Annotated in this window: 19 protein-coding genes; 8 read left to right on the top strand and 11 right to left on the bottom strand. The window is 41.6% G+C overall.

The features are described from left to right. Nucleotides 1-10 precede the first annotated feature (10 nt). Nucleotides 11-7,003 (bottom strand): non-ribosomal peptide synthetase, encoded by a 6,993-nt coding sequence (locus L693_RS0101355; protein WP_025715725.1) that lies wholly within the window; start codon nt 7,001-7,003, stop codon nt 11-13. 442 nt (nt 7,004-7,445) lie between these two features. Between L693_RS0101355 and L693_RS0101350 the strand changes: the two genes are divergently transcribed. The 3 genes from L693_RS0101350 (at nt 7,446) to L693_RS0101340 (ending at nt 10,430) form a co-directional block, all read left to right on the top strand. Further along, nucleotides 7,446-8,054, top strand: a complete 609-nt coding sequence (locus tag L693_RS0101350) for an MFS transporter (protein WP_025715724.1) — start codon at nt 7,446-7,448, stop codon at nt 8,052-8,054. Between the two features lie 529 nt (nt 8,055-8,583). Further along, nucleotides 8,584-9,297 carry a response regulator transcription factor gene (locus tag L693_RS0101345; protein ID WP_025715723.1) on the top strand — a complete coding sequence of 238 codons (714 nt, stop codon included), beginning with the start codon at nt 8,584-8,586 and terminating at the stop codon, nt 9,295-9,297. 11 nt (nt 9,298-9,308) lie between these two features. Next, nucleotides 9,309-10,430 (top strand): sensor histidine kinase, encoded by a 1,122-nt coding sequence (locus tag L693_RS0101340; protein ID WP_025715722.1) that lies wholly within the window; start codon nt 9,309-9,311, stop codon nt 10,428-10,430. A 35-nt stretch (nt 10,431-10,465) separates the two neighbouring features. On the opposite strand, the gene L693_RS0101335 is transcribed toward L693_RS0101340, so the two are convergent. The 7 genes from L693_RS0101335 to L693_RS0101300 all read right to left on the bottom strand — a co-directional run bounded on the left by L693_RS0101335 (nt 10,466) and on the right by L693_RS0101300 (nt 17,289). Continuing rightward, entirely contained in the window at nt 10,466-11,257 is a 792-nt protein-coding gene (locus tag L693_RS0101335) for a DUF4097 family beta strand repeat-containing protein (RefSeq protein ID WP_025715721.1), read from the bottom strand. Beyond that, the gene (locus tag L693_RS0101330; protein WP_231503494.1) at nt 11,238-12,794 is read right to left on the bottom strand and encodes a hypothetical protein; all 1,557 of its coding nucleotides are present in this window, start codon (nt 12,792-12,794) and stop codon (nt 11,238-11,240) included. The genes L693_RS0101335 and L693_RS0101330 overlap by 20 nt, the downstream gene beginning before the upstream one ends. Before the next feature lie 65 nt (nt 12,795-12,859). Further along, nucleotides 12,860-13,735: an ABC transporter ATP-binding protein gene (locus L693_RS0101325; protein WP_025715719.1), complete on the bottom strand. Its 876-nt coding sequence runs from the start codon at nt 13,733-13,735 to the stop codon at nt 12,860-12,862. 171 nt (nt 13,736-13,906) lie between these two features. Continuing rightward, nucleotides 13,907-14,629, bottom strand: a complete 723-nt coding sequence (locus L693_RS0101320; RefSeq protein WP_025715718.1) for an MBL fold metallo-hydrolase — start codon at nt 14,627-14,629, stop codon at nt 13,907-13,909. A gap of 274 nt (nt 14,630-14,903) precedes the next feature. Further along, nucleotides 14,904-15,014, bottom strand: coding sequence for an SDR family oxidoreductase (locus L693_RS30940; RefSeq protein WP_231503493.1), 111 nt, complete (start codon nt 15,012-15,014; stop codon nt 14,904-14,906). Between the two features lie 111 nt (nt 15,015-15,125). Continuing rightward, nucleotides 15,126-16,532: an alanine/glycine:cation symporter family protein gene (locus L693_RS0101305; RefSeq protein ID WP_025715717.1), complete on the bottom strand. Its 1,407-nt coding sequence runs from the start codon at nt 16,530-16,532 to the stop codon at nt 15,126-15,128. A 178-nt stretch (nt 16,533-16,710) separates the two neighbouring features. Continuing rightward, nucleotides 16,711-17,289 (bottom strand): TetR/AcrR family transcriptional regulator, encoded by a 579-nt coding sequence (locus L693_RS0101300; RefSeq protein ID WP_025715716.1) that lies wholly within the window; start codon nt 17,287-17,289, stop codon nt 16,711-16,713. 246 nt (nt 17,290-17,535) lie between these two features. On the opposite strand from L693_RS0101300, the gene L693_RS0101295 reads away from it, so the two are divergent. The 5 genes from L693_RS0101295 to L693_RS0101275 all read left to right on the top strand — a co-directional run bounded on the left by L693_RS0101295 (nt 17,536) and on the right by L693_RS0101275 (nt 20,995). Next, a complete protein-coding gene (locus tag L693_RS0101295) occupies nt 17,536-18,276 on the top strand; it encodes an ABC transporter ATP-binding protein (protein WP_025715715.1) in 741 nt (246 codons plus the stop codon). After that, nucleotides 18,273-19,034 carry an ABC transporter permease gene (locus L693_RS0101290; RefSeq protein ID WP_025715714.1) on the top strand — a complete coding sequence of 254 codons (762 nt, stop codon included), beginning with the start codon at nt 18,273-18,275 and terminating at the stop codon, nt 19,032-19,034. Before L693_RS0101295 ends, L693_RS0101290 begins: the two co-directional genes overlap by 4 nt. 133 nt (nt 19,035-19,167) lie before the next feature. Next, the gene (locus tag L693_RS0101285) at nt 19,168-19,461 is read left to right on the top strand and encodes a KGG domain-containing protein (RefSeq protein ID WP_025715713.1); all 294 of its coding nucleotides are present in this window, start codon (nt 19,168-19,170) and stop codon (nt 19,459-19,461) included. A gap of 246 nt (nt 19,462-19,707) precedes the next feature. Then, entirely contained in the window at nt 19,708-20,004 is a 297-nt protein-coding gene (locus tag L693_RS0101280) for a hypothetical protein (protein WP_025715712.1), read from the top strand. An 88-nt stretch (nt 20,005-20,092) separates the two neighbouring features. Further along, a complete protein-coding gene (locus L693_RS0101275; RefSeq protein ID WP_025715711.1) occupies nt 20,093-20,995 on the top strand; it encodes an AraC family transcriptional regulator in 903 nt (300 codons plus the stop codon). 64 nt (nt 20,996-21,059) lie between these two features. Here L693_RS0101275 and L693_RS0101270 read toward each other — a convergent pair whose 3' ends face one another. The 3 genes from L693_RS0101270 to L693_RS0101255 form a co-directional block, all read right to left on the bottom strand. After that, nucleotides 21,060-21,665 (bottom strand): zeta toxin family protein, encoded by a 606-nt coding sequence (locus L693_RS0101270; protein WP_025715710.1) that lies wholly within the window; start codon nt 21,663-21,665, stop codon nt 21,060-21,062. After that, nucleotides 21,662-21,835: a hypothetical protein gene (locus tag L693_RS30380; RefSeq protein WP_197029822.1), complete on the bottom strand. Its 174-nt coding sequence runs from the start codon at nt 21,833-21,835 to the stop codon at nt 21,662-21,664. The genes L693_RS0101270 and L693_RS30380 overlap by 4 nt, the downstream gene beginning before the upstream one ends. A 777-nt stretch (nt 21,836-22,612) precedes the next feature. After that, nucleotides 22,613-22,870, bottom strand: a complete 258-nt coding sequence (locus L693_RS0101255; protein WP_025715709.1) for a SunI/YnzG family protein — start codon at nt 22,868-22,870, stop codon at nt 22,613-22,615. Nucleotides 22,871-23,125 lie beyond the last annotated feature (255 nt).

Below are 23,125 nucleotides of genomic sequence, written 5' to 3'. Positions count from 1 at the left end.
GATACCTGTTTTAGTTTAAAGAGTCCAGAAACAAATCCAGATCCTCTTGATTGATTCCTTTGGCACTAAAGTCACTTGTTGTTAGTACCTGCTCCTTTTTCTCCATACAATACTGGATAATACCGTACAAACTCGCTTGAAATGTCTCGACAAGCCTATTCATCGCCTGATCGGTGTACAGGTTCGGATTATACCGAAACTCCAATAGTAGATTCTCTTGATGAACAGCACCATTAATCTCCAAATTAGCTGTCATCGGTGTAAGTGGACTTATGGATTCTCCGATAGAAATTGAAGACTGGCCTAATCCCTGTAAGACAGCGCCCGTATCAAATATCCCTAAATAATTAAAGCTAATTCCCGGAGATGGATTCGACAAATGGGTCAGTTTGTCAGCACATATATATTTCATGATTCCATAGCCCATGCCTTTATTAGGGATGCTCCGTAGTGTATTTTTGACTGTTTTAATGACTTCACCTATCTCTGGATTGTCCAATGTGAAGATGACGGGATAGATAGAAGTAAACCACCCCAGCGTTCTATTGATGTTAATCTCCTTGTGGATATGCTCTCTTCCATGGCCCTCTAAAGCTACAGGTATTATTGGATTTCCAGTACATTGAGACACGGATAACACAAGAGCACTCAGCAAGATATCGTTAACTTCTGTGTTGAATGGGCGATGGACCTGTGTCAATACATGTTGTGTTGTTTGATTCGGGAACATGATTGAAGTGACCTTGCTATCCTGCATCGTGCATTTACCCGAATTCTCCCGTTTCTGTGGCGAATTTTCCCGTAGGAGCTCATCTTGACTCTCCCAGAAATTGAGCTCATTCCGGAATTGTTGTGTATTCGCATATTCTCGTAATGCATGGCTCCATTCCCTGAATGAATCCGTCTTAGGCGGAAGAGAAGCATCAGTATTATTTTCGAGATGTGCATATACCTGGTTAAAATCCTCCAGAAAAATACGCCAGGAAACGCCATCAATCACCAAATGGTGAACAGCTATAAACAGATATTCATTTTCAGGCGTCTTAAAGAGTCCCGCTTGCATTAAGATTCCCTCAGTAAGATTCATACTTTTTTGCAGTCTGGTCGTTTCTCTCTTAAGGCTATCCTCCCAATCCGTCTCAGTCTGCCAATGGAAGACATGAAGTTCAAAACTCTTATGGTCCAACCCTCGATTCGTCTGAATAACTTGATCTCGTTCCTTAATGAATGTCATACGCAGCACATCATGATGTTCAACCAGTTTCATCAAGGTTCTTTCAACCCGCGCTTCATCCCATATTGTTTCTGCTGGGAAAAGGACTGATTGATTCCAATGCTGCTCATCAGGAAAGTTCTGTTCAAAAAACCAGCTTTGGATCGGCGTTAGCGGCACATCTCCTACAACAGCTTGTTGTTCCGACTTCTTACGGATGGGATGGACATATGGAGCTAATTCAAAAATAGTCGGAAACTCATAAAGCTTTTTTAAATCTAATTTATAATGGTGTTTGCTTAGTTGAGCCGCAATTTGAATCCCCTTGATCGAATCCCCGCCCAATTTAATAAAATGATCCAGCACCCCTATACGGTCCACTCTGAATATTTCTTGCCAGATAGATACCAGCAGGGCTTCTATTTCATTTGAAGGTGCCTTGTAAGCAGAAGCATCTGATGCTTCAAAGGATGGCGCCGGTAAAGCCTTTCGGTCTATCTTAAGATTAGGAGTCAAAGGTAGTGATGGTAGTGTAACAATATAGTTAGGTATCATATATTGAGGCAGCCGGGTACTTAAATAAGTCCTCAACTCTTCACGTATATTGTCATCTTTCAGCACTACATAAGCAGCTAATTTTGTGTGGCGCTCTTCCTGACAATCAATGACAGTGGCCTCCAGGACACCTGGATGCTTCAGAAGAGTCTCTGTGATCTCCTCCATTTCGATGCGATGACCGTTAATTTTAACCTGATAATCTTTTCGCCCCATAAATTCAATTGTACCGTCCGGCAACCATCGCCCTAAATCTCCCGATTTATATATCCGACCTTCTCCGAACGGATTATCAATAAACTTTTCTTTGGTCATATCTGGATTATTCCAATATCCTCTGGCGATCCCAGCTCCGCCAATGTAAATTTCTCCAGAAACCCCGATCGGTTGCAGTTGCATATTAGAGTTTAAAATATATATTTTTTTATTGGGTATAGGTTTTCCTATCGTAATCTTATCCGTATCCTTCGTAATCACACCCAAGGTGGAGCCGATCGTTGCTTCCGTTGGACCATATCCATTGATGAAATCTCTGCCTTCCCCCCATGTTTCTACAAGCTCCTTACTGCAGGCTTCTCCTACGGTTGCTAATGCTTCCAAATGAGGGGGATTCTTATATTCAACGGCTCTCAGCATACTCGGTGGAAGAATGGCTGCTGTAATTTTCTTTTCCCGAAGCATCTGCACAAGATCGGAAATAATATTTTCCTTTTTCTCAATATACAATGTGGCACCCGAGAGAAGGGTTAGGAATATTTCTGCGACAGAACCATCAAAACTAAAAGGAGCAAATTGTAAAACTCTGGAATCCTTATGAATACCTAATGTGGAGGCTGCCAATAAAAAGTTACTCAATCCCTGATGCTCAATCATGACTCCTTTCGGATTCCCAGTTGATCCAGATGTATAGATCATATAGGCCAAATCATGAGCTGTATTTATATTTGGCAGGTTATCTATGCTCAAGTCTGCTTTATACTCGGAGAACTCCACATTCAGAGCCTCTCCCGAATAGTCAGCAGGAATCTGAACATCCAGATGGGTTAATAGAAGTTGAGCACCGCTATCTTTCAGCATATATTGTATCCGTTCGGAGGGATAAGCCGGATCAATTGGCATGTAAGCTCCGCCTGCCTTAAGTACAGCCAATACTGCAACGACCATCTCAATAGACTTATCCATCATAATACCGACAAATTGTTCACGTTTTACCCCAAGTTCATAACGTAATCTCCTGGCAAGTGAATTAACCCATTGGTTAAGGCCTGAATAAGTTACATATTGTTCATTGCATACAAGCGCAGTATGGTTATATCTAGCTACCGCTATCTCCTCGAATAATTGATGAACGGTCTTATGATCAGGATAGGGCTGGGAATTGTCGTTAAAATCAAATAGTACAAGCTGCCTCTGTCTGTCAGGCATTACCTCCAAATCAAGCAGTTGAATATCTGGTGAGCGGGTAACCTGTTGCAGGATAAAGATAAATTGCTCCGCCATTCTGGATATGCTGTCACTTTGAAACAAAGCCGTGCTGTATTCCACCGAAAAGCTTAACTGCTTTCCATAGAACTCCCAGGATAGATCAAATCTTGATTGGTTGCCAGCTATGTTGAGTGGTTCAACAACTGCACCATCAATAGACAATTCATGTTGCTCCGTATTCTGCATGATGAGCATAGTATCAAATAGTGGATTGCGACTAGCATCCCGTTTCTGATTTAAGTTCTGAACAACTTTTTCGAAGGGATAGTCCCCATGTTCAAATGCCTGTAGTGTTCTCTCTTTTATTGTCAGCAGCAACTCCAGGAAAGTCTGATACTCATGAGATACATTCCGAAGAGCCACCGTGTTTACAAACATACCTACGGCATTATTCAGTTCAACATGATTTCGATTTGCAATAGCCGTTCCAACAATAATATCTTCCTGTCCGCTCCATTTTGACAAGAGTACATGATAGGCTGCCAGTAAAACCATAAATGTGGTCGTGCTACTCTGCTCCGTTAATTTTTTAAGGTCAGATATCAAACACTGGTCCATTTCAAAATAACTTCGACTTCCCTTGAAATCCTGTTTTGGAGGCCGTGAAAAATCAGTTGGCAAGTTTAATATTGGTATTTCATCCGAGAATCGTTGTTGCCAGAATTCAGATTTAGCGTCATATTCCATTGTTTGAAGCATTTTTTCTTCCCATACAGAATAATCTTTAAATTGGTAGAGATTAGGTAGTAATGTCCCCCCCTGATACAACTCGGATAATTCCTTATAGAACAAATTCATGGACATACCATCCATAACAATATGATGCGTATCCATAATGAATATATATTCCTCAGGCGCGCTTTCTAATAGAGTTGCCCGAAACAATGGAGCCTTCTCCAAGTTGAAGGGCTGAATATAAGATCGAATACGGTCAGACATCTCCTCCTGACGATGGATACTGCATGTTTCCAGTTGAATTCTGGCTTCTGTATTTATTTTTTGAACGAGCTGTCCATCTACATAATGAAAAGTGGTACGAAGACTTTCATGTCTTTGAACCAGGAAATTAATCGCTTGCTCCAAACGTTGGCGATCTATCTTTCCCTGAATATAGTGGACAGAAGTAATGTTATATCCGCACCCCTGATCATCTAATTGTTGAACAGTATAAATAGCCCTTTGGGCAGCTGATACAGGATAATAATCTCTCTTTTCACAAGATTCCAAAGCAATCTGTGGATGGAAATGGTTCTGATGGGCAGCCTGGATGTATAGAGCCAATTGTTTAATTGTAGGATTGGCAAAAAATTCACGTATAGATAGTGCAATGCCCCACTCTTTTCTTACTTGTGAGATCATCATCATCGCATTAAGAGACTGTCCGCCCAAATCAAAAAAGTTATCACAGACCCCGATACTGATATTTTGAAAGATCATGCCCCACATTTCTACTAGTTTCGCTTCCGCTTCGCTGGACGGAGCTTCGTAGCTTGTTCGTACTGTAGGCACTGGTAAAGGGAATGACCTTTTATCAATCTTTCCATTAGGGGTTAATGGGAAATCATACATGGCAATATAGTGAGATGGTACCATATATGAAGGAAGATCCAACAAAAGGTATTCTTTGAGATCCTCGATTTCTTCACCGTTTTGGGATATATAATAGGCACATAAGTCTATATAATGCCCTTCATTATCAGTTAACGGCAATACAAATACCTGATTAATTTGAGGATGTTGAGCTATAGACTTTTCAATTTCCTCCAGTTCAATACGGTGACCTCTAATTTTGACCTGATTGTCCAGTCTGCCTAAAAACTCAAGTTGACTATCACTTGTCCAACGCACCAAATCACCTGATTTGTATAGGCGCTCTCCATTAATCAAAGGATGCTTTATAAACGCAAAATCTGTAATATCCTGTCTGTTCAGATAACCCTTCGCAACTCCTTCACCGCCTATATACAATTCGCCTGGAGCACCAATTGGCTGAAACTGGCTATTTCTATCCAGTATATATACACTTGTATTATGAATCGGGCGCCCGATAGGAACAAAATCCATCTTCATAATCTCTGCAGTTACAGGATAATAGGTTGCAAACACTGTTGTTTCCGTAGGTCCGTAGACGTGAACAATTCGATTTTCTCCAAGTATCTCAAAAGCTCGCTGTACATGCTTTACTGAGGACAGCTCTCCACCAAACAAAATTTTACGCAGAGGCTCCAGGCCATTAATTTCAATATCTACCAACAAATTAAACAATGCGGTAGTCATAAAGGTTACTGTTATTTGTTCTCTTTGAATAAGAGCTAAAAGTTGTGCAGGGTCTAGGAGGATTTCTTTGGGAACGATCACCAATTGGGCTCCGTTCAAAAGCGAGCCAAAAATATCAAATGTCGAACCATCAAACACATAATTGGAGAGTTGCAATAGCTTATCTTCCGAAGTTAATTCTACATAGCCGCAATTTATAACGGTTTTAATAATATTAATATGCGTTGTCATTATACCTTTGGGCTTACCCGTCGAACCTGAGGTATAGATAATATAGGCTTCATGATGTGGGTCTTGTGGAGGGAGTTCGACAGGGTAAATTGTATCGTTTTGAAGAATTTTATGAATATTATTTACTGCTATATTATAATTTAATGCCAGCTTTTCATATTGTTCTTCTACTAGCATCAATATAGCCTGACTATCTGAAAGCATAAATTCTATACGTTCCGCTGGATAAGTTGGATCAATAGGCACATAGGTAGCACCCGCCTTCAACACTCCTAAAATGCTTATAATCATATATGGAGTTCTGTCGTTCATCAGTGCTATGCGATCTCCTGGTCTAATACCGTGACTGCATAAATAATACGCTACTACATCCGACTTGTAATCAAGTGCCTGATAGTTCAGTGAATCCGAACCAAAGATAAGTGCTGAATGGTAAGGATTTTTCTGTACTTGCTGCCTGAATAGATGAACAATACTTTGGCTCCGCGGGAAATCCTGGTGATCCCCGTTGATTCCCAATACGTGTTTTTTCTCTTCCGGACTAATCACGCTCAAATTGCTCATGAGCGTCTCAGGACTGGACAATGCAATAAATAATATACGTTTATATTGCTGGGCCATATTTTGTACAAATTTTTCCGGGTAGATATTCGGATTAAAGGTGAACCTTAATTTTAAATTTGGCTCTAAAAAGGCATACACTCCTAGGCTCCTTTTATACTTAACGTGGAAACAATCTTGCCATGCACACATGGATCCATGCTGTTCGAAAATAAAATAATGCGGTGCAACCGCCTGATTAAGCACAGCTTCTTCGAAGAAACTCAGGTGTGTCAGTTTTTGTTCATTTGTACGCATACGAGCTAATAATTGCGAAAAAGTTTCTCTTCCTTCATTTCGCATTCGGAACGGGAATAAAATCGGTGATTCATCTATCCCCTCTTGATATATAATTCTATCAAAAACAATGTCCTCAGTATTCGTATATCTTTGTATAATAATACCCCAGATCGTATATAGAAGAGTTGCCAGCGTGTGCGTCGTATCCGTACCTTTTTGAAGGAGATCATTTGTCTCCTCTAAAAAAAACTCTATGGTGAAATCCTTTGTACTTTCATCAATGCTCCCATTGTCCGTATATTGTTTATAAATTTCCGGATAATGGTCCATTCCATCCATATATTGCTTCCAAGCATCATCAAATTCACACGTGTCTTGCAATCGCTGAGTCAAATGATCCATAAAATCCCCCTCTTTTACGAGTTGTGAGAAATGAAAAATTTGTCGAAAAAATACGATGAACACATAAATTTAATTATTTGTATAATTACTTTTAACAACTTACTCTCGATATTGTATTTTGTCAACTTAAGTTATAATGATATGCATATATAGTATATTTTGTTTTTAAGGTATTATTTGCTATGTTATTCCAATCAAAAAAAATAAATTAAGTAGTTAAATACATTTTTTCATTGGCATGGAGTCTATTCAGGTGTTTTCAACCCTACCTCAAAGAACATACACATAGAGCAAACCGTATCTAATCCACTTGAAACAAAGGAGGAGAGCGAATCAATCAGTGAGTTGTACTCAGTTAAAATTTTAATTTTTAATTATATGACATCCAGAGTAGCTTAAAAGTATTTTATACATTGCTGCCAATAAATAAGTTTAAGGAGATATGACATGGAAACTTATGCAGAAATGTCTAGACAGCCACAAGACAATAAAATTTCATTTTAAAAATATTCCATTTTTTCTTGTCCTGCTTTCAATCACATTTAACAGTTCCGGAATTTCAATTTATCTTTTAGCAGAATCCTGGTATGTCGTAAACCACCTCGCCTTAGGAAATAATCTGGGTATCGTTCTCATGGCCACGGGCATTCCACGTTTACTATTAATGCCCTTTACAGGAATTCTGGCAGACCGCTACAAGAAAACACATATTATGTTCCTATCCGATATATTACGGGGAATATTGTTAATCATTATGATATTTTGTTTTACATCAAGTATCTTAAGCTTCCACGTAGTTGTTGCCTTTGCTGTATTATTTGGGATTTTAGAATCCTTCTATTGGCCAGCTTCATCCTCACTCATTCCTTCAATTGTTCCAGATTCTCATCTGGCTCATGCCAACTCATTATCTCAAATCATACAGCAATTTTTCAGTTTGGCGGGGCCTTTAATCGGGGGCGTTATTCTTAGCTATGGCTCGTATAATCATTTGTTTGGCGGTATTGCAGCAATTTTGATTTCGGGCGCTTTCTTCTCTTTTTTCCAGTAAATATACTTATAGTAAAATCCACCAATTCCTTTCCTAGCCTCTACATTTTTTAAGAAATGGAAGAAAGTGGTCTATTTCATAAAAGAGGATGCGTTCATCAAGGCCATTATTATTGTCTTAATCGTTGCCGGTTTCTTTCTGACAGGCCCGATGTCTATGATCTGAGCCTTGCCTTATGCGGACTTTCTATTTTATTTTTGGGGATTAGCATTCATTTTTTGCAATTCCTATTATTATTAGGCATAATCGGGTTCATTATTTCCTTTAGTAATACTTTTTTTGTCACTCTGCTTCAAGAAAGAACCCCTCAGGACAAAATCGGGAGGGTTTTAAGTCTTGTAACAACAGCAACAACAGGACTCGTCCCTTTATCTCAGGCCTTGATCTCTATTTTGCTTAATAGAGGCCTGCAAATCTCTCATATACTCATTTCCTTCGGAGTCATTGTATTTATTTTTTGTGTCACAATAATTTTCCTGTTTCGCCCAATTAAAAATGCATAATCTCGCAGAAAGGAATTCTTCCCTTGCTGAAAAACGAAAAGATACTTTTAGTAGATGATGAAATAGGTATTCTAACGCTGTTAGAAGTAACCTTAAAAAAGGAACATTACACCCATATCAGCCGTTGTACTAACGCAAAACAAACGGTGGAAATGGTGCGGAGCCATAATTATGATCTAATCATATTGGATGTTATGCTTCCGGATATGAATGGTTTTGAACTATGTAGTTTGGTAAGAAGCCACACTAACGCTCCGATTATATTTATTTCAGCAAGCTCAAGCGATTTTGATAAATTAAAAGGATTAAGTGTCGGCGGGGATGACTATATTACCAAGCCGTTCAATCCACTAGAGGTCGTAGCTCGTATTGAAGCGATATTCAGGAGACAAAAAATATACCAAACACAATCGTACGCTATACAGGAGAATCAGGAAATTCGAGTAGGGCGGCTTACGCTTAAGCCATCCGATGCCATGCTTGTATTTGACGAGCAAAAAATCGAATGCACGGCTAAGGAGTTGGATCTTCTCCGTTTTTTTCTAAGAAATCCAAATCGGATTTATACCAGTTCACAAATCTATGAACTGGTATGGGGAGGAGAGCCCCTTTACGGTGAAGAAAAAACGGTAGCCATGCACATTTCCAAAATAAGAAAGAAAATGGAAATAAACCCAAAATCACCTGAAATTATCATTAATCTCAAGGGGATTGGCTACAAATTTGTCCCCCCACAATGAAGGGATTGACTATGAGAGTTAAACTTCGTTATGGTGTACACTTTATTTTGGGTCTTCTAGCCTGGCTGCTTAGTATGGCCGTCATGACCATTATAACTACAGAAATAATTTTGCCTGCTCTAGGAATTGTACCGGAAAATTCAAACTATGATTTGTTAGTATTATCAACCTTTGCAGTGAATATTATGATGTGCAGCGTAGTTTTCAGTTGGTATTTCGGAGGTCCGTTATGGTTTATCATGTCCTGGATCGATAATTTGACAAAGGGAAAATACGAAGCTCCAATTACTAAAAAAAATAAGGTGTATAACCAGCGTTCCAAGCTTAAACAGCCTTATCGACTGTATAAAGAAGTCATTCATAACATACACACTCTATCCGATAGTCTCCAGCAAGCAGAAATGGAACGGAAGAATACAGAAGAGTCTAAGCGTGACTGGATTGCTGGAATCTCACATGACCTCAAAACACCGCTTACCTACATTACAGGTTACACTACTTTGCTGCTGAATGATGAATATACCTGGAGTGCTAAAGAACAAAAATCCTTTTTACTCGAAATTCATCATAAAAGCCTGCATCTAGAAAGGTTAATCCAGGATCTTAATCTTTCTTTACAAATTGAAAATATAGATTCTCAATTTCCTGTTCATCTCAAACAAGGAAACCTGGTCGCATTTATCGAAAATCTCATTACTGATATATGCAATAACCCTAATGCTGCCGAGCATATGATAAGCTTCAATACTGAAGAAAAACTGATCAAAGCTTACTATGATGAACGACTACTGTACAGGGCTCTGCAAAATCTGCTCATGAATGCCGTCATTCATAATCCGGCAGGGACTGAAATCCGGACAACCTTAGCTAGAAAAAATGAAACCACGATAGAATTCAAAATCGTTGATAATGGTGTAGGCATGGAGCCAGAAACCATTAAAAATATTTTCACAAAATATTATCGTGGCTCTACCACACACGCACCCGAATTTGGTACCGGACTCGGCATGGCCATCGCCAAACAGCTCATTCTTGCTCACAATGGCACAATTACCATGGGTAGCGAGCTTTCAAAAGGCACTACAGTATATGTTACTTTACCCTTTATCAATGAAACAAGCGCTGATTCTTAATCAGCGCTTGTCAGTATGATGTCTTTTTTAAACCATTATTGAATCACAATGGATCCGGAAGAATTTTCAACAAAAAGTACGGGACTTTCATCTGTTATCTTACCAATTTGGGCGTGCAATTCTTTATCGGACCCTGACGGGCCAGATGAGGCTTTCAATGAAGACTCAATTTTGCCAGATTTCGTGACAGCATTAATTCGTAGTGATGAAGGAGCAGGATCTAGTTTTAATTCGATCTTCCCACTATTGCTCTTGACACTACTGTCTTGCGCGATCTCTCCTTGATGAGAAATATTAATGTTGCCCGCATCTGCGCTCACCTCCATCCCACCGCTAATCCCTGCCAAATTAATATCTCCTGACGACGTATGACTTACAATTTTCTCTCCTTCGAATCCTTGAATACCAATAGAACCAGAATCTCCAGATATGCTCAACTCTTTCGATTTACTATCTTTCCCAGTTATTTTACCCGATTTTGTAATTAAATCTATTTTTTTATAAATACGGTTAGGCAAAGCTACATACACTATATTCGTTTTAAGATTAAATATACCTGAAGATTCTGCAGCAATCACCTTAAGTGTCTCTCCCTCGTCCGAAATAGTTACTCCTTTAATCGTGGACCGAACCTCGATTTGTGCATTATCCGATCGGCTCAGTTCAATATTTTGACTGTCTGTTTGAACATATATATTTTTTATATTGTCACTATTAAACCGCTTCACTTCACTCTTTGCATCAGAATCCGAATTACAACCTGCCACAAGCACTGCCAACATACTAGCACACAACAGGGCTATCCCTTTATTTCTCCAGTTTTCCATGATATTCTCCTTTGGTAGGCTGATTCATTTGGGTATTATTTTTAGAACCAGCTAGTAAATTCCATTCCCGAACATATTGTATCAAAATACCTACACCTAAAAGCACAAACGTCAACATTATATACAAGGCTGAGTGTCCCGTTGGAATCCCTAGAAAGTTCAAATAAGGGATATCATTTACAGGACCTAGATACCACAACAGCATGTATAGCACCTCGAAAAGCTTTCTTGACCGGGTTAATGTCCCAAGCGTTAAAGCCAAGGTCGGAACAAAGAAACTACCCACTGCCCATGAATAAATGTATGTAAATTCTCCTTCCAGAAAAAAGTGAATCAGAACGCCTGAGGAGATGAGCAATGTAACTAAAATGCCCGCAATCCAGACCGAGAAAAACTTATACAGACGCGGACAACTGGATAACAATAGCTCATTTGTGGAATAATAAAACTCTCTGTTTCCCATCTGTGACCATATTGCAAGAGGCCACAGCATAAGAGCAGGCAGCCAGCTTATGATCTGGGCTAAGGGTACCAGCAAGCTTATCATCATTGAACCCAACACTAACAGATACCACCAGAAAGACATTCCTTTTATCATGATCCGAAGTTCTGCCTTAACTAAACGGGACAAACGTACTCTCTTATCTTTTTTTACAGGCGATAGTTGGTAAGATTTGCGTTCCTCACGTTCTACTACTTTGTTCATTTTATCTTGAACAGGAAGCTTGACAGTAAAAGGTGTTTTGCTTACTGCAAATCGATGAAACAGCTGAGAAGCAAGCAAAACGATAGACAATGCGGCAAGTATCCAAATTAAACGCGAAGTTAACAAATGGCTATTCCAGTCTACTCCACTCCACTCAAAAGTAGGAGTTCTCCCCTCAATAGGATAATAGCCGATACTTCCTCCTACTTCATTTGCAGAAATAAAGTCAAAATGAGCCGCTGCCTCTTTCGTCATGTCCGTCTGGATGGCATTTATTCCAAAAACATCCCATAGACTATTTGAGTTTGAAATAGACATCACACTTAAAAAAATCCAAATGACAAAAAACAATACATTCCCCACTGCACCCTTTAAGCCAGGAAAAACATCAAATAAAACTGTAAAAGCTGACAAAAGCAACAAAGAGGGGATACTCACAAATAGCAAAGGAAGGAAATAAGCTGCAAGGTTAATATGCAAATCCTCTCCCCGAAGCAACTGCATTCCCATAAAGGCTACTACCAATACCAGCTCAATGATCATAAACACACAGAAATTTGAGAACGCTCTGCTCGATATATACTGAAGATTACGAATGGGTGTGGATGCGATAATTTGACCCATTTTCAGGCGCTGGTCCTCAGAAATTTTGCTTCTTAGCATATAAAATCCAAACAGCCATAATAGCATGGTAGATAGCATTGCAACCATTGCCCCTAGCCAGTATGAATTGTAAATGCCTCGTACACCCTTGATATAGAAGACCTCATAACCGTCCGACGCTGCAGGAATCAAAGCATATCCAAGAAACAAGGTGATACCCAAAATCAACAGGAACGTGTATCTTCTGATTTCCTGGATTACATTCCCTTTAAGTAAGTACAAGTAATTACCTCTCATGATCTCACTCCTAAAGCAGCGACAGAATACAAATAGGCATCCTCCAGAGAGGGAGGCAACGGAACAGCACTATCACCGGGACGGCTATCCGAAACAATACGAGCGTGTACACCATCACTGCGATGAATTGCACTGCTGACTGTATATTTTTCTTGTATCTCCTGCAACCTCGTTGAGGGAATGACATAGTCCCATACCTTGTGATCGACCGTTTGAATAAACTGTTCCGGTGTTGTATAAGTAATGAGGCGTCCCTCAGACATAACTGCAATATTCGGGGCAATGGATTCGATATCTGTCACAATATGAGTCGATAGAATGACAATACGGTTTGAAGATTGAGAGGATAGTAGATTTCTGAAATTGATTCTTTCCTCCGGATCCAATCCGACTGTTGGTTCATCAACAATCAAAAGAGAAGGATCATTTAACAAGGATTGTGCTATTCCTACTCGCTGTTTCATCCCGCCTGAAAATCCGCCCAACAAGCGTTTTCGTACATGAGAAAGGTTGAGAGCCTCTAAAAGTTCGTCAATCCTTTTCTTAGCCGACTTCATCGTCAAACCTTTCATAGCTGCTATATACTCTAAAAATTCCACAGGGTTCATATTAGGGTATATACCAAAGTCCTGAGGCAAATACCCTAATTCACTCCTCAATTCATCAGGATTTTTAGTAATGTCTATTTTATTCCAGGTGACAGTCCCTTTTGTTGGCTTCTCAATAGTAGCCAGTATACGCATAAGCGTCGACTTGCCAGCTCCGTTAGGACCAAGCAATCCCAATATACCTGGCTTTAAATGTAATGTCATATCTTTTAATGCTTGTTTAGAGCTATAGGTTTTAGTAACATGATCCATAATCAGTTCCATTCTAATTACCCCCAGTACACTTCAAAGTTTGATCAGCTCTAGAAAAGAGCTTCTCCCTTAGGTAACTCAAGCATACCGTGCGTGTTTAAAAAAATAGTAAAATCCTAGATATATTTATATATTTTTTTGTATTCATATAGATTCACACAGCTATATCTCTTAATAGCATCGCTATCCTTTATAGCTCATCGTAAGATGCTGCTCCATCTCCATAATCGCCCTTTCCAGTTGAGGCTGCGGATGCTGCAGCATGTTGCCGTGACCGACAGCCAATAAAGACGGCTTGAAAAGCGCGAGCTTTTTGGCGCTTTCCAGCGAGCTCTCCTTGTTCCATGTAGCCAGTGCGGGAAATGGAAACAGCGGCTTAAGCCTTCCCGACACCGCAACCCCACCCCGGACCTGGAAGGCGTCGCCTGCAATCAACGCACGGGTGCGAGTGTCCAAAAATGCCATCGAACCCGGCGTGTGTCCAGGTGTGCTGATCGCCAGGAGCGAGCCTACAGGATCCCCGTCCTCCAGCAAAACATCAGGCCGGGTAAGAATTCCCTTCGGCACACTGCCCCGAATGGGGGTATTCGGTTCATCTGTCTCTAACGATACATCGCCTTGCAGCAGCCGCGCATCTCGTCTGGAAATGAACACTTGCGCATCAGGGTACCTTGCCTTCAACCGATCCAGCGCACCCACATGATCCTCATGGGCATGGGTAAGTACAATTCGCATAATCGGCTTCCCCATCCGCACAGCAGCCTGTTCAATACCTTTTGCACTGTAAGGCAACCCCGCATCGATCAGGGTGAACCCATCGTCCTCCTCCACCAAGTAACAGTTCACCGGGAACAATCGGGGCATAAACGTCAATTGATACACATGCTGCACCTGAACGATACGCATTCATCTCATCTCCTCATTTTGATTAAAACTAACTATATTAGTATTATAAATAACATGATTAGTTTTAATCAAATCTTTTCGCAGATATTCAGCAGCAAAAGGCAGACCCGGAATAACATCCCTGGTCTGCCTCTCTCCAACTATGATGTGAATGAACCTAAATCCATCAACCCTGCTGGATAGCCTCAGCAATGGGCGTGCTGCCTGACGCCAGATTAATCGCACGGTGATACGTCTGCCGTTCATCCAGTGCCGCTACCACTGCGGCTACATCCTAACGGGAAATGGTACTAACGGAAGGATCATCCCCCGTAGCAACCTTTCCGATACCGGGATCATCTGTCAGTCCACCCGGACGAAGGATCGTGTAATCCAGCACATTCACAATAACCCTCCTGTATTCGCAGTCTCTCATCTACATTATACAGAAGTATTTTACCCTTATGGTTCAGGACGCAATCAGATTGATATGTCGAGTTTGTGATCAGGTGTTGTCCTACAGTTTGGCTTCCCGCTCCCAGCACTCCACCTGCTCCAGCCCCGGAATGCTATCTTTGTAGAACACAGGGTCGTGACCCGCCTTTTTCTGCCGTGAATAATCCTTTAAGGCTGCAAAAGCGACTCGGGATAAAAGAGCAATGGCAATCAGATTGACGACAACCATCATGCCCATGAATAAATCGGCCAAATCCCACACCAGCTGCACCTTGGCTACCGCTCCGAAAATCACCATGCCAATTACAGCAGCGCGATAAAGCCATACCCAGATTTTACTGGATTTCATAAACCCGATGTTCGTTTCGCCGTAATAGTAGTTACCGACCAATGCGCTAAAAGCGAACAGGAATACCATAATGGCAAGCAAACCAGGCGCCCACGGCCCGATGTGCACACTAAGAGCCGCCTGAGTCAGCTCAATACCGCTAAGTCCCGGCTTCGTATATGCCCCGGATAACAAAATAATCATTGCCGTGCTTGTACAAATAATAAGCGTATCCGTCAGCACTCCAAAAGCCTGAATCAAGCCTTGCTTGACCGGATGGCTGGTGTCTGCGGTAGCTGCCGCATTCGGTGCGCTCCCCATTCCTGCTTCATTGGAAAATAAGCCACGCTTGATGCCATGCATCAAGGCTGCCCCAATGGAGCCTCCCGCAATCTGCTCGAAACCAAACGCACTGCGTACAATCAGGGACAACACGTGCGGCAATTGCTGAATATTAATGATCACAATAAACAGCGCAATTCCGATATACAGCACCGCCAGTACGATGACGATATATTCGGACATTTTGGCAATCCGCTTGACCCCTCCAAAAATAATGACCGCAAACGGAGTCGCCATAATCAGACCCACGACCAACCGATTCGTGCCGAAGGCATTTTCAAAAGCCAGCGTAACCGTATTGGACTGCACCGCGTTAAAGACCATCCCAAAGCTCAGTGTAATCAGTATCGCAAAGACGATACCCATCCACCGCTTTTTCAATCCGATCTCCATGTAATACGCCGGACCGCCACGGAATCCGCCTTTGTCCTTCACTTTATATACTTGGGCTAATGTACTTTCGACGAAGCTGGATGCTGATCCGATGATCGCAATGATCCACATCCAGAACACCGCACCCGGGCCGCCCAGCGCAATGGCGATAGCAATCCCTGTAATGTTACCCGTACCCACGCGCGCCGCCATGCTGATACAAAATGCCTGAAAAGGCGAAATGCTGTCCTTGGAGCCGCGCTTCGACTCTCTCAGAACCCGGAACATATCTCCGATCATTCGTACTTGCAGACCTTTAGAGCGGAACGTAAAAAATAGCCCCAATGCGATCAACATGACAATTAACAACTTGGACCAGAAAAAGTCGTTAATTACACCGATCACATCCTGTAAAACCTGTTGCATCCACAATCCCCCTAATATCCATATTCTTTGTCTTCATTCTCTCAGTGAACCGGTTCCATACCCGCCGTTTAGCAGTATTTTTTAAGTATATCAATTTTTCGCCGCACAGAGCAGATAATTATACATTTCACTGTATAGAAACCATTACCAGGGAAGAGCACGGTATTTGAACCTCATGTTATACTCGTTTCTGCTGCATACGCAAACCTGCTAAAAAAGTGTTCATCATGACTTCAATACTCCGGTCCACTTCCACGGGTAAACCAAAGCCGCCCTTCTGTTCGAGCGAGGCAAAACCGTGAAGCAGACTGCGGAACCCTCTCGCCGCATGAACACAATCCTCTGCCTTAAATCCGTAACCGCTGGACAGAACAGAAATAACAAGCTCCGCCACGCGATCCGCAGCATGCCTCACTTCGGTATGATTGCGATCAGTTGCATACAGCATCGCTTCATACAAACCGGGTCGCTCGCGGGCATATTGCATATAGGCTTTCCCCATAGCGGTCAGTGCATCGTCACCCGCTTTGCCAACCGCCGCGCTCATCAAAGCTTCCTCCAACTGTCCCAGGCTGTGTAGAGCCAGCACTTGGCGCAGTCCGTTCAACCCGTCCACGTGGTTATACAAAGACGGCGGGCGAATGTGCAGCTTTTGCGCCAGCGTGGTGAGCGTGACCTCCCCCATTCCCCGTTCATTGGCAATGTCCTCGGCAGCCTGCAGGATATCTTGCAGCTTCACTCCGTTTCTGGGTGACATCATCCGGTCTCCTTTCATCGAATCTCTATGTAAGGCTATTACGTATGCAAATACACACTGAACCCTATTTTCATTTTAACTAATGCTGTTAGTCTATACAAAGACCCTGCCGCTTGCAACCATCGCCCTGTCCGGACCTTTATAGAAGAAGAGCATATCTGCCATAACTGATATAATAAAAGAAATAAGATCATAAAGCGGGTCTGGCAACTTTTTCGATCCTCTGCAAAGGAGATAGCTATACCTATGGATTCCAATCCACTTCCTGCCATTGAATTTAAGCATATCACCAAGTATTTCAACGGGTCTGAGCGGCAACGTTCTGTCCTGAACGGAATTACGGCAAAAGTCTCTCCCGGCAAAATTACCACGCTGGTCGGCCCGTCCGGGTCTGGCAAAAGTACACTGCTCTCACTGTGTAATCTTTTATTGTCACCGGATGAAGGAGAAATCAGCGTATTCGGCAAGCCTGTATCCGAGTGGGACATCCCTGAACTGAGACGGAAAGTAGCATTGGTTTTTCAGGATGCTCCCATGCTTCAAGGAACCGTCCTGTACAATCTCCAAACCGTAGAACGGCTGCACGGTACGGTGCTGCATGATCCGGTTGACCTGTTAGAGCGCGTAGGACTTACCCGTGACCTGCTGGAACAAAAGGCGCAGGAGCTGTCCGGTGGTCAAAGGCAGCGCTTGGCCTTGGCGCGGACGCTCGCCAACCGTCCGGAGATTTTACTGCTGGATGAGATTACTTCCGCACTGGACCCCGCCTCGGTCAAAGAGGTGGAGGAACTGCTGCTTCAAATGAACAAAGAAGAGGGAACAACGATGATTTGGATTACACACCATATGGAACAAGCCCGCAGGGTAGGTCACGAAACATGGCTGATGATCGACGGAAGACTGGTAGAACAAGCGGATACGGAGACGTTTTTTAACGCTCCACAACATAGTGAAACCCGCAAGTTTGTAGCAGGAGAATGGGTATGACGATTATTGCCTTGATTCTTTCCCTCGGTTTTGTATTTATTGCCATCGTTATGTCCAAGTCCTTCAAGCTTGGTCTTGACCGGGATATAATGATCGCCACCATCAGAGCATCGGTTCAACTGCTGGCTATCGGTTATGTATTACATTTGATTTTTGGGATGCAGAGCTACGGATTTATTGTATTGTTCATTCTGCTCATGATCACTGTAGCCTCCCAAAATGTTGCGCGCAAAGGACGGTTTATCCCCGGCCTTATGTGGAAGTCATTCCTGACGTTGTTGTGTGTGGAAATCGTTACACAGGCGTTCCTGATTGGCCTGCATATCATTCCGGCGACAGCCCGGTATATGATTCCGATTAGCGGCATGATCATTGGCAGCTCCATGATTTTGTCCAGCCTGCTGGTATCACGGCTCAAGTCGGAAGTCCTGCTGCGCAAGCCTGAAATCATGCTCATTCTCGCACTGGGGGGAACACCGCGACAAGCCATCTTCCCTATACTGAAGAATTGCATACGTTCCAGTATGATTCCAACCATTGAGGGACAGAAAACACTCGGGCTGGTTCAGCTCCCCGGCATGATGACCGGACAAATCATTGCAGGCGCCAATCCCATTGCCGCCGTCCGTTTGCAGTTGCTGATCGTATTTACTACCATGACCTCAGCCATTCTGACCAGTGTGCTGCTCAGCCTGTTCATTTATCCAGTATTATTTACGCGCCAGCAACAACTGCGCACAGAGTCTTGGGAAGTCTGATGGAGATGGTTATACCCAGTCATCTACAGTTACTTGCCATTATCAAAATAAAATAGAGATGTTTAATTCCTGACACGAGGGTTAATAGATACACGAACACGCTTTACTAAAATTCGATGAGGAGTGATTGAACATGGCTAACAACAACCAAAATGGCAAAATGAGTCGCGAAGAGGCAGGACGTTTAGGTGGAGAAGCTACTGCTAAAAATCACGACAAAGAATTTTATCAAGCGATTGGCGAAAAAAGTGGCGAGGCCACTTCCAAAAGTCATGGCAAGGAATTCTACCAAGAAATCGGTGAAAAGGGTGGCGAAGCCACTTCCAGAAATCATGACAAGGATTTCTACCAGGAAATTGGACGTAAGGGCGGTGAAGCCCGCGGCAATTCAGACCAAAGATATGCTGTCGGTGCGATTGCAATGTAAGGTACAGACTGCATACAGTTATGAAGTATAGTGAATGTTTATGTTATAAAAGCCTACCTGCCGGTGTTCCGGTAGGTAGGCTTTTTGTGTGAAAGCTACTTTCATCATCCGACCATACATCTTACAATATACATATACAGGATAAATAACCAATCATACATATTTTATTGCGGATGAAAGAACGAAATAATGTAGATTCTTTTTCTTATGTCTCCTGACTTATACATGAATTATGGGGGTGCGCGAATGTTGATTACAAAGAATAAAATAGCTGCATCTATTTTAAGCGTTATATTTTTTTCACTGATTTTTAGCTGGCTTTATTTTTATTCAGGAAGTCACCATGCTGAAACTGCTAAATTAGTTAAAATTACAGACGATTACTTAGTTGTACAGAGAGATGCTTCTAACGGAGGCGGATATAAAGAATTATATATTTCCTCACAGTCTGTAATCCCTCCTCTGGTTGTAGGAAAACAATATGATTTCGTGTCTGATCAAAGGTTCTTTCAACACCCATATATCCGTTATGTAGAAGAGTAAACAGACACAACAAAAGTGTGCATGCAACTCAAGTCAAATATTCCTGCATTTCGGCTGTTAAGATGGAGTCGAAAGGAGGGAACCGCCCGTGTACGAATGGAACGAAATGGTCCAGCTTATGATTGATTGGATTGATAATAATCTTACCTCAGCACCATCGTTGTTGAGAATGTCCGACCAGCTAGGCTACTCCCCTTACTACTGTACAAGGCAATTTCATTCTCTGACGGGAATGACGTTAAGGGATTATGTATGGATGCGCAGGATTAGCCGGGCAGCCCTTGAACTCCGGGACAGCAATGTTCGCATCCTCGATGTTGCCGTAAAGTATGGGTTTTCTTCACAGAAAGCTTTTACACGAGCATTTGTAAAAGCGTTCGAGGTATCTCCGGCTGTATACCGGAAGAACCCCCGGCCCATTCCATTAGCCATTCGCGCTGAGGTGTTCTCTCCTTACCATTACCATTTGAAGGAGCGGGATAAGATGGTTAAGGAGCATTTACAAGAAGCTGAAGTCAAAATCGAGCATATACCAGCACACAAATTTATTGGGATCTGGGATATCTCTTCTCGAAGCTACGGTGATTTCTGGAGAAACGGTCATAATTGTGATGAAATTTGCGGAACTCTGGAAAGCATGTCTCACCTTAAGCTTCCCGGACAATTGGGTCAAACCGCAGGCTGGTTCTATCAGAATGGTCAGAAGGGCTATCTATATGGAATACCGGTTGCTGCTGACTACACTGGAGAGATTCCAGCAGGTATGGAGTGCCGAAACATCCCCGAATCAGATTATCTGGTGTTTTTCCACCCACCCTTTAACTATTTAAAAAACAATGGAGATGTTATGAGAGTGGTGGAGGAAAAAGCTTGGAACTTTGGCCCACGCAGTATGGGGTATGAATGGGATGAGGAAACGAAGCAGGATTATCAACGACATTTCCCTGAGGGATACGGCTACGCTGTGTTGCGTCCTGTGAAAAAAGTGTAAGAGAAAATAAAAACAGTTTATTAAATATAGAATAAATCGATCACTGAATCATACAGTTTTCGGTTTATTCCTGATCAGTATTTTTATTTTGCAAGTAACTATCAATGATTTTAACCCAATCTGGTAACAACGCTACATGGTGTTTTATCGTTTCACTATCTGATTCCAATACAATCACACCATCTGAGCTGCTGTTGTCAATGACAATTAAATGATCGATAAGTTTAAGATGTAAGAGCAGATTATCCAGTGAGGTCTGATGCCTTCTTATAATATCAGCAGTATCAATATGGTGACCCCCATTTCGAACTCGTGCAGCAACTCGCTCGATATTAAGACGATAATCACCAAGACCCACATAAAACATGATGACTTCAAAGCCGTTTTCTTTTGCCATTCGCATTTGTCGGATCACATTGCCACCAGCAAGTGTCGTCTCTACAGTAAAATCCCGTTTATTTCTTATACAATCCCGCGCTAGTTTAATCGCTTCCTTTCCTGCCGACACTTTGTGTCGATCAGGGTTTTCACGATCAATCCCTCGTGCTAACGCATCTGGATCGATATTAACACTTACACCAAGTTTATCAACGATTAGATTACGAATTGTACTCTTACCACTTCCGTTGTTTCCTGCGAATACAAACATAGTAGCAAACGGCTCACTCATGATAAAATGTCCTGTTCTTTAATTCGTTCTACGTGACCATTACTGTACTCTTTAACAAACTGACCATCCGGCGTTTTGTAGACAATATATGTGCCATTTGCCTTAGCGTCCAGTTTTGCTCTATCTCCAGTTAGTTTGATTAACTTGCCTAGGTCGTGTGTACGATTCATTTAGCCATCACCATCCCATTCAAATCATATAACGAGAGTATATCATAAATCGAAAAGCCTGAAAGATTCCAGCTTCACTCAAATCCATGCGAATACCGCACGGCTAAAAACCGTGACAAGTAAAGAAGACAGCCAGAAACCTATAATTCAAGGTCGAATAACCCGTTATAATTTCATGGCAGTCTATTGGAGAAATCAGTTACAATCTCATTGACAATTTTCTTTTTTGTATCCTTGATGAACAACGTTATTGAATTGACTTTGCATGCATGCTTATGAATAGCAAAGTGCTTCATGATGCCCACATGATTCATTTTTTGCATTAATAAAGAACAGAAACTAAGCTAAGTAAGCAGTAACAAGTTGTTAATATTGGATTGGAGGTGTAGACCATGAAGTCCTTTCGCTTTTGATTGTTCCTAGTCTCATGTATAGTTACTGCTATAAATATTGCGGGATATGACGACTATAATATACTTTTGGCTATGATTAGCCCGTTGGTTTGGATGCATGAATATTTTCAATTTGTGCGCAAAGCACATATCCCCATAGCCCTTGTGTACTTCACTACAATAGGTTTCTGGTATGTCATAGGATATGTTATCGATCGGTTGATTAGAAAATTGAAACTCGCTAAAAATAAATAAGCTATACAAACACGGTACATACCCCATTTCTCATTTTGAGTAATGGGGTACAACGTAAATCATAATGTCCCATGAAGTAATGCAATATCATTCTCCGCGCACATCATACTGTATTTTTATGAATAGCTAATTAAAGATAGGATTGTATTTTTTTAAGAATATTTTGACCATTTGTAGTAAACAAAATATATGTCTTTGAATTGGTTTTAATTACAACCCTATCCGTTGTTGCATAAGGGGTACCTATTCTTATTGCATCTTTCTCTTGTCCAGCATAAGTGTTATCAAACGAAACATCTTCAATATCCTCAAGAGATACTTCTATCCTAGATAACTGCCAAGTAATAACCAAATTATTACTTTCTTTTTTTATACCGATTCCCAACATGCTGTTTCCTCCTAAATTTTTTTCAATACAAATTGCAAAGCGAAATGCGACATCTTGCAGGAATGCTAATTGCCTGATTTGTGTAAAATGAGGCTCCCAGGTCACCTCTACGAGGAGAATCATTAATTACTTACAGGAATTCACAAGAAGTTCACCCAAAAGCTATGCTATACAAGCCATAGAAATTAGGGTTAATTTCCCGTAGAGAAGACCAATAATCACGCCTGTTGAATAACCAAAATAAGTAACTCAATT

This window comes from Paenibacillus sp. 1-18, from assembly GCF_000520755.1.
GTDB lineage: Bacteria > Bacillota > Bacilli > Paenibacillales > Paenibacillaceae > Paenibacillus > Paenibacillus brasilensis.
Note: the sequence above shows the minus strand (reverse complement) of the source record. Positions and strands in the feature narration are given on the sequence as shown.

What these genes read in the sequence shown, in the direction of transcription:
- L693_RS0101290 (WP_025715714.1), top strand. Translation starts at nt 18,273, where the DNA reads ATGACGATTATTGCCTTGATTCTTTCCCTCGGTTTTGTATTTATTGCC.
- L693_RS0101285 (WP_025715713.1), top strand. Translation starts at nt 19,168, where the DNA reads ATGGCTAACAACAACCAAAATGGCAAAATGAGTCGCGAAGAGGCAGGA.
- L693_RS0101305 (WP_025715717.1), bottom strand. Translation starts at nt 16,532, where the DNA reads ATGCAACAGGTTTTACAGGATGTGATCGGTGTAATTAACGACTTTTTC.
- L693_RS0101325 (WP_025715719.1), bottom strand. Translation starts at nt 13,735, where the DNA reads ATGGAACTGATTATGGATCATGTTACTAAAACCTATAGCTCTAAACAA.
- L693_RS0101340 (WP_025715722.1), top strand. Translation starts at nt 9,309, where the DNA reads ATGAGAGTTAAACTTCGTTATGGTGTACACTTTATTTTGGGTCTTCTA.
- L693_RS0101335 (WP_025715721.1), bottom strand. Translation starts at nt 11,257, where the DNA reads ATGGAAAACTGGAGAAATAAAGGGATAGCCCTGTTGTGTGCTAGTATG.
- L693_RS0101255 (WP_025715709.1), bottom strand. Translation starts at nt 22,870, where the DNA reads ATGTTGGGAATCGGTATAAAAAAAGAAAGTAATAATTTGGTTATTACT.
- L693_RS30380 (WP_197029822.1), bottom strand. Translation starts at nt 21,835, where the DNA reads ATGAATCGTACACACGACCTAGGCAAGTTAATCAAACTAACTGGAGAT.
- L693_RS0101300 (WP_025715716.1), bottom strand. Translation starts at nt 17,289, where the DNA reads ATGTCACCCAGAAACGGAGTGAAGCTGCAAGATATCCTGCAGGCTGCC.
- L693_RS0101270 (WP_025715710.1), bottom strand. Translation starts at nt 21,665, where the DNA reads ATGAGTGAGCCGTTTGCTACTATGTTTGTATTCGCAGGAAACAACGGA.
- L693_RS0101280 (WP_025715712.1), top strand. Translation starts at nt 19,708, where the DNA reads ATGTTGATTACAAAGAATAAAATAGCTGCATCTATTTTAAGCGTTATA.
- L693_RS0101355 (WP_025715725.1), bottom strand. Translation starts at nt 7,003, where the DNA reads ATGGATCATTTGACTCAGCGATTGCAAGACACGTGTGAATTTGATGAT.
- L693_RS0101295 (WP_025715715.1), top strand. Translation starts at nt 17,536, where the DNA reads ATGGATTCCAATCCACTTCCTGCCATTGAATTTAAGCATATCACCAAG.
- L693_RS0101350 (WP_025715724.1), top strand. Translation starts at nt 7,446, where the DNA reads ATGACATGGAAACTTATGCAGAAATGTCTAGACAGCCACAAGACAATA.
- L693_RS0101320 (WP_025715718.1), bottom strand. Translation starts at nt 14,629, where the DNA reads ATGCGTATCGTTCAGGTGCAGCATGTGTATCAATTGACGTTTATGCCC.